The sequence below is a fragment of the Streptosporangium sp. NPDC049644 genome, from assembly GCF_040675205.1.
Lineage (GTDB): Bacteria > Actinomycetota > Actinomycetes > Streptosporangiales > Streptosporangiaceae > Streptosporangium > Streptosporangium fukuiense.
This window is the reverse complement of sequence record NZ_JBFAOJ010000044.1, coordinates 1-13,203: the sequence shown is the minus strand read 5'-3', so window position 1 is coordinate 13,203 and position 13,203 is coordinate 1. Positions and strand designations below refer to the sequence as shown.

Here is a 13,203-nt window from a genome sequence, read left to right as displayed (position 1 = left end):
GAAGAACCGCCGGAGTCAGCCGGAGTCGGCGTTGAAGGAGAGTTCGGAGGTCACCCGGTAGCGGTCGCCCCGGTAGATCGAGCGGGTGAACTCGACGATCCGGCCGCCGACGTCGCGGGTGGTGCGCTCGAAGAGCAGGGCCGGGGCGTACTGGGGGACGTGCAGCAGCTCGGCCTCGGTCTCGTCGGTGACCGTGGGCTCTATCGTCTGCACCGCGGTGCGGACGTCGACGTTGAAACGTTCCCGGAGGAACCGGTAGAACGACCCCGACTCCATGTCGGCCGGGACGAGGCCGTCGACCAGGGCGTGCGGCAGGTGGATGCGCTCGATGGCCATGGGCTCGTCGTCGACGACGCGCAGCCGGACGACCCTCAGGACGGGGTCGGCGGGAGAGAGCTGGAGCCGGGCGGCGAGCCGCGCGCCCGCGGGGGCGGAGCCGAACTCCAGGATGCGGCTGAGCCAGTTGCCCTCGGCCGGTGGCGCGTAGAACGAGTTGCCCGTCGTCGACGCCAGCGCCTGGGTGACCCGGTGCGGCCCGGTGAAGGTGCCCCGCCCCCGCTCGCGGACGAGCAGCCCCGACCTGACCAGGTCGTCGATCGCCGCGCGCACCGTGGGCCGGGAGACTCCGAGCTCCCTGCAGAGATCCCGCTCCGAGGGGATCGCCTCGCCCGGCTTCATGTCGGCGATGAAGTCGAGCAGGACATCGCGCACCCGGTCGCGCTTGAGCCCGGACCTCATGTTTAGCGTCACGCCCCTACCTTACCTAGATATTACCTATTTGTTACCAGTCATCCGAGAAAAAACAAGCCTTGACGACGGAACTGGTAAGGGCCACCCTATGCGAAGCAGGCCAATTACTTACCAATACATGACCTCTGGGAGTACCGATGGGGTACCGCCTCCGCGCCACCGCGGCAGTGCTGACACTCGCCGCCGGCCTCACCGCATGCGGCTCCTCCGAGCCGTCCCCCTCCGCGGACTCGCCCGGCTCGGCCGGCGCCGGGCAGGGCGCCACGAACCTGACCGTGTGGGTCATGCGGGACAGCTTCTCCGACGCCCTGCTCGACCGCTTCCGCACCGACTACCTGGCGGCCCATCCGGGCGTCACCCTCGACATCCAGGTCCAGGAGTGGGACGGCATCGGGCAGAAGGTGACCAGCGCCCTGGCCAGCAATGACGCCCCGGACGTCATCGAGGTCGGAAACACCCAGGTCGCCGAGTACGCCGCCAGCGGCGGGGTGAAGGATCTCACCGACAAGGTCGCCGACCTGGGCGGCGGCGACTGGCTGCCCGGTCTGGCCGAACCGGGCAGGATCGACGGGCGCCAGTACGGCATCCCGTGGTACGCCGCCAACCGGGTAGTGATCTACAACAAGGATCTGTTCGCCAAGGCGTCCATCACCGCCCCGCCGAAGACGAGGCAGGAGTGGCTGGAGATCACGGCCAACCTCAACAAGGGCGGTGACCAGGGCATCTACCTGCCCGGCCAGAACTGGTACACCCTGGCGGGATTCATCTGGGACGAGGGCGGCGACCTCGCGGTCAACGAGGGCGGCACCTGGAAGGGCGGCCTCGGCACCCCCCAGGCGCTGGCCGGCGTCGAGTTCTACCGGAACCTCCAGGCGCTGGGCAAGGGCCCCAAGGACTCCGACGAGGCCAGGCCGCCGCAGGTCGACGTCTTCGCCAAGGGCGACGTCGCCCAGCTCATCTCCGCGCCCGGTGGCGCGGTGGCGATCGAGAAGGCCAATCCGGAGCTGAAGGGCAAGCTCGGGTTCTTCCCGATCCCGGGCAAGACCGCCGACAGGCCGGGCGCGGTGTTCACCGGCGGCTCCGACCTGGTCATCCCCGAGGCCTCGAAGAACCACGAGGCGGCCTACCAGGTGGTCAAGGCGCTGGCGGGCGAGAGGTTCCAGGTCGACATGGCCAAGGAGATGAGCTACGTGCCCAACCGCGTCTCCCTCGCGGGCGCGCTGAGCGGCAACGAGGCGACGGCCGCGATGGCGGCGGGCGCCGCGGGCGGACACGCCACCCCCAACTCCCCCAACTGGGCCGCGGTCGAGGCCAAGAACCTGATCAAGGAGTATCTGACCAGGGTGCTCACCGGGGGTGACGCCGCCGTCGAGGCCGCCAAGGTGGACCAGGACATCGCCGAGATCCTCAACACCACGTCCTGACACCCGCCCGGCGGACCGATCGAGCGCGGGGCGCTTCCCCCGCGCGGGCCACCCGACTTCCCCCGCGCGGGCCACCCGGCTTTCCCCGCACCGCCCACGCGCCCCGTGCCGGTCCGCGCAAGCCCCGTACCGCCCCCCGTACCCTCCGTTCCGAGGAGTGCCATGCCCGCTGCCTCCCAGGCCCCGCCCCGGCGGCGTGCCCGTGACCGGGACACCACCGCGCCCGCGCCGCCCGCGTCACGACCCGGCGCGCGGCCGTCCCGGTTGAACGGCCTCTGGCCCTACCTGCTGATCACGCCGACCCTGGCGGGCACCGCCTACCTGCTGCTCTACCCGCTGGTCCGCAGCGTCGTCATCTCCTTCCAGCACTTCAGGACCGGCGAGCTGATCCGCGGCGGAGCGGCGTTCGTCGGCCTGGACAACTACGCGCGGGTGCTCGGCGGGGCGGAGTTCTGGGCCGTGGTGCGCAGGACCCTGCTCTGGACCGCCGTCAACGTCGTCCTGATCATGGTCGTCTCCACCGCGGTGGCACTGATGATCGCCCGGTTGGGCCGCAGGATGCGGCTGGCCGTGATGGGCGGCCTGGTGCTCACCTGGGCGACCCCCGTCCTCGCCGCCACCACGATCTTCCAGTGGCTCTTCCAGTCGCGGTTGGGGGTGGTCAACTGGCTGCTGGTCACCGTGGGCCTAGAGTCCTTCAGGGACTACACCTGGTTCGCCCACGGCACCTCCACCTTCGCCATCCTGGTCGCCCTGGTCGTCTGGCAGTCCGTGCCGTTCGCCGCGCTCACCCTGTACGCGGGCCTGACCACCGTCCCCGCCGAGCTGTACGAGGCCGCGCGGATCGACGGCGCGAGCGGGCGGCAGGTCTTCACCACCGTCACCTTCCCCATCCTGCGGCCGCTCTTCGGCCTGATCACCTCGCTGGAGGTGATCTGGGTGTTCAAGTGCTTCGCCCAGATCTGGGCGATCAGCAGGGGCGGCCCGGAGGAGGCCACCACCACCCTGCCCGTCTACGCGTTCCAGGTCGCGCAGTCACTGCACAGGTACGACCTCGGTTCGGCGATCTCCAGCCTGACCGTGCTGATCCTGGTCGCCCTCCTGATCACCCATCTCCGGCGGATGCTCAAGCACGAGGGAGAGCACCTGTGACCGTCCCGCTGCGCCGCGTACCGCTGAACCTCGCGGCCCTGGCCGCGCTGGCCGTCTCGATCTTCCCTGTCTACTGGATGGTACTGACCGCGTTCAAGCCCACCAGGGACATCCAGTCGCAGACCCCGACCTTCTGGCCCGCCCACCCCACCCTGGAGCACTTCGCGACCGCGGTGAGCGCCGACGGTTTCTGGACGTTCTGCGGCAACAGTCTCACCGTCACCGCGAGCGCGGTGCTGCTGGCGCTGGTGGTCGCGCTGCTCGCCGCGTTCGCGGTGGCCCGGATGCGCTGGCGCGGGCGCAGGGCGTTCGTCCTGATGGTCTTCATCGCCCAGATGGCTCCCTGGGAGGCGCTGCTGGTGTCGATGTTCATCATCGCCCGCGACACCGGGATGCTCGACAGGCTGTCGATGCTCACCTTGATCTACTTCATGACGACGCTGCCGTTCACCATCGTGACCCTGCGCGGGTTCCTCGCCTCGATCCCTCCCGAGTTGGAGGAGGCGGCGCTGATGGACGGGTGCGGCAGGGCGGCCGCCTTCCGCAAAGTGGTCCTGCCGCTGCTCGCCCCCGGCCTGATGTCCACCTCCCTGTTCGGCTTCATCACCGCGTGGAACGAGTTCGCCTTCGCCAACGCGCTGATCATCAAGAACCAGGACGACCGGACGCTGCCCGTCTGGCTCTCCTCCTTCGGCAACGTCTTCGGCACCGACTGGGGCGCCACCATGGCCGCCTCGACCCTCTTCATGCTGCCGGTGCTGCTGATCTTCCTCGTCCTGCAGCGCAGGGTCACCTCAGGGATGATCGCCGGCGCCGTCAAGGGATAGGTCCCACCGTCCGTCCACAGGCGCGCCCTCAAGGGGTGCCGTGAAGGGAAGACCAACGTGATCATTCCGAGGCCGCGGCAGGTGGCCGTCGACGGGGGCTCCGGCGCGTTCCGGCGGGACCTGCTGCGGCTGATGCCCGACGATCCGTCCCTCGATGAGGAGGGCTACCGCCTCGACGTCTCCCCCTCGGGCGTCGAGCTCACCGCCGGCGGCCCGGCCGGCCGCTTCTACGGCTCGCGGACCCTCGCCCAACTGGGGCCCGAGGTACCGTACGGGACGATCGAGGACCGGCCGAGGTTCGCCTGGCGCGGGGTGATGCTGGACGTCGCCCGGCACTTCATGCCCAAGGCGTTCGTGCTGCGCCTCGTCGACCTGCTCGCCGAGCACAAGCTCAACGTGCTGCACCTGCACCTGACCGACGACCAGGGGTGGCGGCTGGAGATCAAGCGCCATCCCAGGCTCACCGAGGTCGGCGCCCGGCGCGGGGGGTTCTACACGCGACAGGACATCCGGGAGATCGTCGCCTACGCGGCGGAGCGCTTCGTCACGGTGGTGCCCGAGATCGAGATGCCCGGCCACGCCCAGGCCGCCATCGCCGCCTACCCCAGGCTGGGCAACGACCCGTCCCGCCAGCTGGAGGTCTGGTCGGAGTGGGGGATCAGCGAGCACGTCCTCAACCTGGAGGAGTCCACGGTCCGCTTCTGCCAGGACGTGCTCGACGAGGTCTGCGACCTCTTCCCCAGCACGTACGTGCACGTCGGCGGGGACGAGTGCCCCACCGTCGAGTGGGAGCGCAGTCCCGCGGCGCGGCGGCGGCTGGCCGAGCTGGGGCTGGCCGGGCCGCGGGACGCGTGTGCCTGGTTCATCGGCCGGATGGCCGCCCACCTGGAGAAACACTCGCGCAGGCTGGTCTGCTGGGACGAGCCCGACCGCGCGCCGACGCCCGGCACGACGGTCATGGTCTGGCGGGACGAACAGGCCGACCGCGGTGACAACGAGATCATCCTGGCACCGCACACCCGGACGTACTTCGACTACCGCCCCTCGGCCGCCCCCTTCGACGAGCAGCCGGCCGGGTCGGACTCACCGACGGCCCAGGAGCGGGTCCTCACCCTGGCCGACACCTACGCGTTCGCACCCGACCCGGCCGCGCGGGGCGTGCAGTGCCAGTTGTGGACCGAGTACATGCCCACGCCCGAGCGGGTCGAGTTCATGGCCCTGCCCAGGATGTGCGCCTTCGCCGAGGTCGCCTGGGGCTCGCCCGGCGACTACCCCGACTTCCTCCGGCGGCTCGGCCCGCACCTCGCCCGGCTCAGCGCCCAGGGCGTCCGGGGCGGGCCGCTCATCCCCTGACCCCCGCGGGACACCGGCGTCCAGCGGCCCCGGAACACCTCGATCCTGGAAACCCCCCAGGCCCCAGAAAGCACCAGGAAAGGAAAACACGTGCGCAGAAAGCTGTTACTCGGCGGGCTCGTGTCCGCCGTGCTGCTCGCCCTGGTGGGCGTCGCGGCGAACCCGGCCAGCGCCCAGCAGTCCCTCAGGCTCCAGTACAAGACGAGTGCCACCGGCGCGGCCGCCGACCAGGTCGAGCCGTGGTTCAACCTGGTCAACAGCGGCACCTCGGCCGTGCCGCTGAGCGGCGTGAAGATCCGCTACTACTTCAAGGCGGACCCGGGGGCGACGCAGTACCGCTTCGCGTGCTCGTGGGCCGTGGTCTCCTGCTCCACGGTCACCGGGGCCTTCGGCACGCTCTCAGCCCCAGCGGCGACCGCCGACCGCTACCTGGAGGTGGGCTTCACCTCGGGGAACCTCGCGGTCGGGGCGCAGACCGGTGACCTGCAGCTGCGCTTCTACCGGTCCGACTGGCAGCGGATCACCCAGAGCGACGACTACTCCTTCGGCCCGGCCCGCACCACCTACGGCGACTGGACCAAGGTGACCGTCCACCAGAACGGCGCCCTGGTCTGGGGCACCTCTCCCACGGGCGGCGACCCGTCACCGACCCCGTCGGTCACGCCCACCAACCCCGGGGGCGGCGGGGTGGTGTTCGACGACTTCTCGTACGGCGACGCCGACGATCCCAGCCTCACCGCGCACAACTGGACGGTGCGCACCAACAGCGGCGGTCCCGGCGTGCCCGGCGCGAGCTGGCCCAAGCAGAACGTGACCTTCCCCACGGTCTCCGGCACGAACAAGGCGCTGCAGCTCAAGGCGGTCACCGACGGTACCGGTGCGGGCACCCGGCAGTCGGAGGTGCTGCACCAGCGCAAGTTCCTCGAAGGCACCTACGCGGCCCGGGTGAAGTTCTCCGACGCCCCGGTCAGCGGCCCCGACGGTGACCACGTCGTGCAGACCTTCTTCACGATCACGCCGCTGGCCTTCGACATGGACCCCGACTACAGCGAGCAGGACTTCGAGTACCTGCCCAACGGCGGCTGGGGCGAGCCCGGCAACATCATGTACACCACGTCGTGGGAGACGTACCGCAACGAGCCCTGGGAGGCGGTGAACGTGCACACCGAGGTCAGGCAGAGCTACGCTGGCTGGCACGACCTGGTCCTCCAGGTCTCCGGCGGCCAGATCAGGTACTACATCGACGGCGCCCTCTTCGCCGAGCACGGCGGCGTCTACTACCCGGAGACGGTGCAGTCGGTCAACTTCAACCTCTGGTTCATCAGCGGCGGACTGGTCGGCGCTTCGACCCCGCGCGACTACGTCCAGCAGGTCGACTGGTTCTACCACGCCGAGAACGAGGTCGTCGCTCCCGCCGAGGTGCTGAACCGGGTCAACGGCTACCGCTCCGCCTCCACCTCCTGGGTCGACACCGTGCCCAACCCCTGAGATCCCTGCCCGCGTGACCAGGACGCACGGCCCGCGCCCGCCTATGGCGCGGGCCGTGCCCCTTCCTCTTTCCCAGGTGCCGGCGCTTCCATTGACCTTCGGGCCGGGCAGCCGACCGCGCCCGGCGAGCGTCCAGGCGCGGCGTCCGTCCGATCAGCCGCCGGCCATGGTGTAGCTCAGCGACTGGTCCTTGTACTCCTCGTCGTCGGTGCTGGCGGCGAGCACCCGTTTCACCTTGCCCTTGAAGTCGACCACCAACGCCTCGTAGCCGAAGCTCTGCTTCCGCCAGGCCACGACGTGCTGGTCGTCGTACCAGCCGAGGACCCGATCGGTCGCGAACGGGATCCGAACCTCCAGCTTCGCGTCGGCGGCGGTGGACCGGAGACAGACCTCCGCGGTCTCCGCGCAGTACGTGATCATCAGCGTGCCGGACGGGCTGACATGGTCACCCTCGACCCAGACCGGATCGCCCGCGTCCGCAAGGGTCTGCAGTACGGTGCCCTGTAGGTCGTAGAAGCGGATGCGACCGGTGTCCTCGGTGACCGCCCAGCTGCCGACCGCCCGGCTGTCACTCCGCCAGAAGTAGCCCCAAGTCCCGATGTCCTTCTCCTTCACCCGGACGACCGAGGCCTTCTTCGTGGCGATGTCGATGATCGCGTAACCGTAGACCCGCGAAGCGGTTTCGCCCTTGCTCGGCCCGTACAGGGTGACCAGCCCCTTGGTGCCGTCCGGTGACCAACGCGGGTAGAGCCCGATGCTGGGACTCTTGACGATCTTTATATCGCTCTTCGCCCCGGTCTTGTGGTCGATGATCGAGGCGACCTCGTAGTCGTCCGAGCTGTAGTACCGCTTCATGGCGAGGGCGTGGGTGCCCGAGGGGTTCAGCCTGTAGTAGGCGTGCAGTTCGTTTTCGACGAACTCGTCGGTACCGGCCTTGCGCGTGTAGTCATGGCGCACGTCCCCCTTCCACACGTGGTAGGAGGTGAGCTTGATCGGGTCCTTGTCGCTCTCGTGGATCGTGATGGAGCTGACCGGCAGTTTGATCTTCCGGTCCGCGGGCGGGACCACGGAAAGGGCCTGGGCGGGAGTGACACCGGGAGTGACGGTGGGAGTGGCGTTGGGAGTGGCGGCCGCCCGCGAGCCGGTGCCCGTTCCGGGGGTGGTTCCGTTCCAGACCACCACTGTGATCGTCACCGCGACGAGCGTGAGCGCGAGCCCGGCGCCGGACACGACCCAGACCCGGCGCACCCGCCTTTTCCGGCCGGGGAGCGGCTGCGCCCCCGGCGCGGCCGGAGGGACCGCTCCCTGAGGCGTGGTCCCGTACGGCGGCGGGTACCCGGTCGGTCCGGCCTGGTACGGGTATCCGCCCGGCCCGGCATGGTGAGCCGCGTACCCGCCTGGTCTGGTTTGGTGCGGGGGATATCCGGCTGGATCGACCTGGTGCGGCTGTCCGCCCGGACTGGTCCAGTGCGGCGCGTACCCGCCCGGTCCGGCCTGGTGGGGTGGGTGGCCTTCAGGGCCCGTCCGGTGCGGCGCCCCGGTCTGTGGTCCGCCCGGGTAGGGATGATGCTCGGGATCGGTCTGCTGGGCCGCGACGGCCACGCCCTCGGCGAGCATGCCCCGGGCCGAGGCGAGAGGCGACGCGCCCGGACCGCCCAGTCCGTCCTGCGCGCCCGTGCCGGCGTGGCCCAGCAGGCGCATCAGCGCCTCACCCGCCGTCGGCCGCAGGCTCTCGTCCTTGGCCAGACACCGCCCCACCAGGTCGCGCAGCGCCGGATCGGCGATCCCCGACAGGTCCGGATCGACGTTGAGAATCCGGTTGAAGATCGCGGGCAGGCTGTCGGCGCCGAACGGCGGCTGCCCGGTGGCCGCGAAGACCATCGTGCCCGCCCAGGCGAACATGTCGGCGGCCGGACCCGCGGCCCGCCCCGCGAGCTGCTCGGGAGTCATGTAGGCGGGCGTGCCGATCGCCGTCGAGGTCAGGGAGGAGGTGCGGTCCAGTGCCTTGGCGATGCCGAAGTCGATCACCCGGGGGCCGTCGGCGGCCAGCAGCACGTTGGTCGGCTTGAAGTCGCGATGCACGATCTCGGCCTGATGGATCGCCACCAGCGCGGTCACCGTGCCGATCGCCAGCCGCTGCAGGGACGCGCCCTCGCGGGGGCCCTCGGCGCCGACGACATGGTCGAGCGTCGGCCCCTTGACGTACTCACTGACGATGTAGGGCCGCTGCTCGTCCACCCCGGTCTCGATCACCGCGGCGGTGCAGAACGGCGCCACCCGCCGGGCCGTGTCGACCTCACGCACGAAGCGCTCCAGTGCCTCCCTGTTCTGGGCCAGGTCACGACGGAGCAGCTTGACCGCGACCTCGGCCCCGGTGGGGGCGACACCCAGGTACACCGTCCCCTGACCGCCCTCGCCCAGGCGCGCGGTGAGCCGGTACTCCCGCACCTTCTCTGGGTCCCCGGGCCGCAGGGACGCAAGGTCCGGCATGACGACATCCTCCTTCACGTCACGGGCACCCACGTGAGATCTCATGCGGGCTCAACGCCAAATGTTCAGGATCACAGGGCCCACTTGTGCCTCACTTGGAAGTCGGAGACACCTGGCCGTGGGGGGAATGCCGGCCGGGCACAGACCGTACGACCGTTCTCCCCTGCGGGCCGCCCCCTCCTAGGCGCCCCCTGAATTGGTACCTGAGATTCATGTTTGTTACGGTCCTAATGTGCGATTGACGAAGTTCACGGATCTGGCACTCCGGGTGACCATGCGGCTGGCGGTCGCCGAACCCGGGACGGTCCTCACCACCAGACAGGTGGCCGACGCCATGGCCATCCCCTACACCCACACGGCCAAGGCCATCGCACGCCTGCAGCATCTGGGTGTGGTGGACGCCCGCCGAGGGCGCGGCGGCGGGCTGGAAATGACCGGTTTCGGGCGTAAGGCCTCGCTGGGATGGCTGGTCCGCGAGCTGGAGGGCGAGGAGGAGGTGGTTGCCTGCGAGGGCGACACACCGTGTCCGCTGCGGGCGGCCTGCCGCCTGCGCGGCGCGCTGCGCGAGGCCCAGCGGGCCTTCTACGCGGCGCTCGACCCGCTCACCGTGGACGACCTGGTCCGCTCGCCGACCGGTCCCGTGCTGGTCACTCTCTCCTGACCACTCCCTCCCGAACCCCTTCCGTCATCACGCACTTTAATACGAAGATCATTTACCAATTTGGAGGAGACATGCTCTCTGTTGAATCGGCGGCGACGGTCCGGGCCACCCTGCCCGCCGTCCATCAGGCCCTGGGGGAGATCACCGGGCGGTTCTACACGACGATGTTCGCCGACAACCCGGACCTGCTGAAGAACCTCTTCAACCGGGGCAACCAGGCCAGCGGGGTACAGCGCCAGGCACTGGCCGGGTCGATCGCCGCCTTCGCCACCCTGCTGCTCGACCGGCCCGACGAGCGGCCCGACGCGATGCTCGCCCGCATCGCGCACAAGCACGCCTCGGTCGGGATCACCCCCGACCAGTACCAGATCGTGCACAAGTACCTCCTCGCCGCCATCGTCGACGTGCTCGGCGACGCCGTCACCCCCGAGGTCGCGGCGGCCTGGGACGAGGTCTACTGGCTGATGGCCAATGCGCTGATCGCGCTGGAGGCGCGGCTGCTGCGCGAGCCCGGCGACCCCTGGCTGCGCGCGACGGTCCTGGAGCGGCGGCGCCAAACACCGGACACCGTCTCCTTCACCCTCGCCCCCTCGATCCCGCTCACCTTCGCCCCCGGGCAGTACGTCAGCGTCGCGGTCCCCCTGCCCGACGGGGCACGGCAGATCCGGCAGTACAGCCTGTCGTGCGCCCCCGAGCGCGACGACTGGCGGATCACCGTCAGGTGGGTCCGCGGCTCGGGGCCCGACGGCGAGGTCTCCGGGTGGCTGCACGCCAACGTCCAGGCCGGGGACGAGCTCACCATCTCGGCGCCGTACGGCGACCTGACCCTGGCCCCGGGTGACGCCCCGCTGCTGCTCGCCTCCGCCGGGATCGGGATCACCCCCATACTGTCGATGCTCGACCACCTCGTGGCCACCGGCTCCACCCGCCAGGTGGTCGTCGTCCACGCCGACCGGAGCCCCGCCGACCACGCCCACCGCGAGGAGCTCGTCCGGCTGGTCGCCGAGCTGCCCGGCGCGACCCTGCACCGCTGGTACGAGAAGGCGGGCGCGTGCTCCTGCGACCCCGCGCCCCGTATCGGGTACGCCGACCTCTCCGCGATCGACCTGCCCGACGGCCTCGTCGCCTACCTGTGCGGCCCGCTGCCGTTCATGCGCGACGTGCGCGCGGACCTGCTCCGCCACGGGGTGCCCGCCCGCGACGTCCACTACGAGGTCTTCGGCCCCGACCTCTGGCTCGGTCAGGACTGAGCACACTCCCGGCCGACGGGGACGCTCGGCGCCGGCGGCCGACAGGGCACGCCGGCGCGGCGGCCGGCGGGACACGGCGAATCGAGTTAGCGGCCTTTCCGCGGTTTCCTTTCCAGGCGCCGCCTTCTCATATATGGGCAACATGGTCCGGGCTCAAAGTTGGCATCGACTTAAAAATGTCTTGGCATCCTCCAGCCAGGCCCCGAAGGGGAAGAAATCAGCGTTGACGACCCCGTCGCGACATAGGCCGTATTCGAAGTCAAGGGATTGACACAAAGGCGGCGCAGGGTGAGATGATGCGTCTCGCCGCTCCAGCCGGAGCAGCGGATAATCCCTCCGGAAGCCCTGACGAACAAAACTCCCCGCACGATTCGAGGCCGACCGGCCGAACCCTCGGCCATTTCCGGTTGATCGGCACGGCTTCATATCGAGCGTTCGTCGCGAAAATCCCGTACCGCACGACCGTATAGAAAAGACCCGGCAGGATGACCACACCCCCTGTTTTCACACCGGATTTCTTCCAGAATCCTTATCCCACCTACAGATGGCTCAGAGAGAACCATCCCGTTTTCCGGACGACCATTCCGTTCACCGATGTCGGCGTGTGGCTGGTCAGCAGGTACGAGGACGTCAGGGAGGGTTTCACGGACGCCCGCCTCAGCAGCGACTACCGAAACGCGTCCCCCGCTTTCACCGAGGCCTCGCTGGCCTTCGGCTCAGGGACGGTCGCGGAACGCTCCATGGTCAATCTGGACCCACCGGACCACACGAGGCTGCGGAAGCCGGCGACCGCGGCCTTCAGCGGCCGGAGGGTCGCCCAGTGGGAGGCGGCCATCGAGAAGATGACGGACACCCTCCTGGGCACCGTGCCGACGGGCGAGCCCGTGGACGTCATGAACCACCTCGCCACCCCGCTCTCGGTCGGGCTGATCTGCGATGTCGTGGGCGCCCCGCCCGGCGACCGCGCGAGGCTGCGGGAATGGGGAGACCTGATGTTCACGGCCGACCCGGCCGAACGTCACCTGGCGCACGGCGCCATCGAGTCCATGCTCGAGTACACCGGCGACCTCATCCTTCGGAAGAAGGACAACCTGGGCGCCGACCTGCTGTCCGATCTGATACGGGCGAGCCGGACTCCCGGGGCGCTCGACGAGGACGAGCTGCTCACCACGGTGTTCGGGATCATCGTGGCCGGATACGAAACGTCCATACGCCTGGTCGGAAGCACCTTCCTGGCCCTGCTGGACCACCCGGAACAGCGTTCGCTGCTACGTCGGGATCCCACGCTCATCGATTCCGCGATCGAGGAGGTGCTCAGGTACGACGGTCCCACCGCGTCGCCCATGTGGCGTTTTCCCACCACCGACGTGGAGATCGCGGGGGTCACGATACCGGCGCGTGAGCCGATCCTGCTGCTGGTCGGATCGGCGCACCGGGACCCCGCCCACTATCCGTCTCCCGACAGTTTCGACATATCGCGGGAGGACAAGCGCCACCTGGCGTTCGGGCACGGAATTCATCGCTGCGTGGGAGCACAGCTGGCACGCCTGGAGGCGAAGATCGTCGTCAGCAGGACACTGGACCGGTTTTCGAGGATGTCGCTGGCCGTCCCCCGGAGCGGTGTCCTGTTCGCACCGTCTTTGATCATGCGTGGCCCGGCACACCTGCCGCTGGTCTTTGAGAACTGATCGCCCACGCGAGAAGGCGGACGTACGCGATCTGGCCCCGGACCCCCGCCTGGAGAAGGTGGAGGTGCTCACCTGCTTCATGATGGGCCACGACTTCTGGCCGCGAGAGCGGTGCGTGGC

At 69.6% G+C, this 13,203-nt stretch carries 10 protein-coding genes; 8 read left to right on the top strand and 2 right to left on the bottom strand.

The window, feature by feature from the left end:
- Positions 1 to 15: 15 nt before the first annotated feature.
- On the bottom strand, positions 16 to 750 hold the full coding sequence (locus AB0J58_RS23845) for a GntR family transcriptional regulator (protein ID WP_343962372.1): 735 nt from the start codon (positions 748 to 750) through the stop codon (positions 16 to 18).
- Positions 751 to 887: 137 nt separating this feature from the next.
- Between AB0J58_RS23845 and AB0J58_RS23840 the strand changes: the two genes are divergently transcribed.
- From AB0J58_RS23840 to AB0J58_RS23820, 5 genes are all read left to right on the top strand, one after another.
- Positions 888 to 2,174, top strand: coding sequence for an extracellular solute-binding protein (locus tag AB0J58_RS23840; RefSeq protein WP_364218849.1), 1,287 nt, complete (start codon positions 888 to 890; stop codon positions 2,172 to 2,174).
- A gap of 162 nt (positions 2,175 to 2,336) precedes the next feature.
- The gene (locus AB0J58_RS23835; protein ID WP_364218847.1) at positions 2,337 to 3,326 is read left to right on the top strand and encodes a sugar ABC transporter permease; all 990 of its coding nucleotides are present in this window, start codon (positions 2,337 to 2,339) and stop codon (positions 3,324 to 3,326) included.
- Positions 3,323 to 4,153 carry a carbohydrate ABC transporter permease gene (locus AB0J58_RS23830; protein ID WP_364218845.1) on the top strand — a complete coding sequence of 277 codons (831 nt, stop codon included), beginning with the start codon at positions 3,323 to 3,325 and terminating at the stop codon, positions 4,151 to 4,153. Before AB0J58_RS23835 ends, AB0J58_RS23830 begins: the two co-directional genes overlap by 4 nt.
- A 57-nt stretch (positions 4,154 to 4,210) precedes the next feature.
- A complete protein-coding gene (locus AB0J58_RS23825; protein WP_364218843.1) occupies positions 4,211 to 5,506 on the top strand; it encodes a beta-N-acetylhexosaminidase in 1,296 nt (431 codons plus the stop codon).
- Positions 5,507 to 5,596: 90 nt separating this feature from the next.
- On the top strand, positions 5,597 to 6,994 hold the full coding sequence (locus tag AB0J58_RS23820; protein ID WP_364218841.1) for a cellulose binding domain-containing protein: 1,398 nt from the start codon (positions 5,597 to 5,599) through the stop codon (positions 6,992 to 6,994).
- A 153-nt stretch (positions 6,995 to 7,147) separates the two neighbouring features.
- On the opposite strand, the gene AB0J58_RS23815 is transcribed toward AB0J58_RS23820, so the two are convergent.
- A complete protein-coding gene (locus AB0J58_RS23815; RefSeq protein ID WP_364218839.1) occupies positions 7,148 to 9,484 on the bottom strand; it encodes a protein kinase in 2,337 nt (778 codons plus the stop codon).
- A 232-nt stretch (positions 9,485 to 9,716) separates the two neighbouring features.
- Here AB0J58_RS23815 and AB0J58_RS23810 point away from each other — a divergent pair, with 232 nt between their 5' ends.
- The 3 genes from AB0J58_RS23810 (at position 9,717) to AB0J58_RS23800 (ending at position 13,083) form a co-directional block, all read left to right on the top strand.
- Entirely contained in the window at positions 9,717 to 10,145 is a 429-nt protein-coding gene (locus AB0J58_RS23810) for an Rrf2 family transcriptional regulator (RefSeq protein ID WP_364218837.1), read from the top strand.
- Positions 10,146 to 10,216: 71 nt separating this feature from the next.
- Positions 10,217 to 11,395 carry a globin domain-containing protein gene (locus AB0J58_RS23805; protein ID WP_364218835.1) on the top strand — a complete coding sequence of 393 codons (1,179 nt, stop codon included), beginning with the start codon at positions 10,217 to 10,219 and terminating at the stop codon, positions 11,393 to 11,395.
- 602 nt (positions 11,396 to 11,997) lie between these two features.
- Positions 11,998 to 13,083 (top strand): cytochrome P450, encoded by a 1,086-nt coding sequence (locus AB0J58_RS23800; RefSeq protein WP_364218833.1) that lies wholly within the window; start codon positions 11,998 to 12,000, stop codon positions 13,081 to 13,083.
- Positions 13,084 to 13,203: the final 120 nt, after the last annotated feature.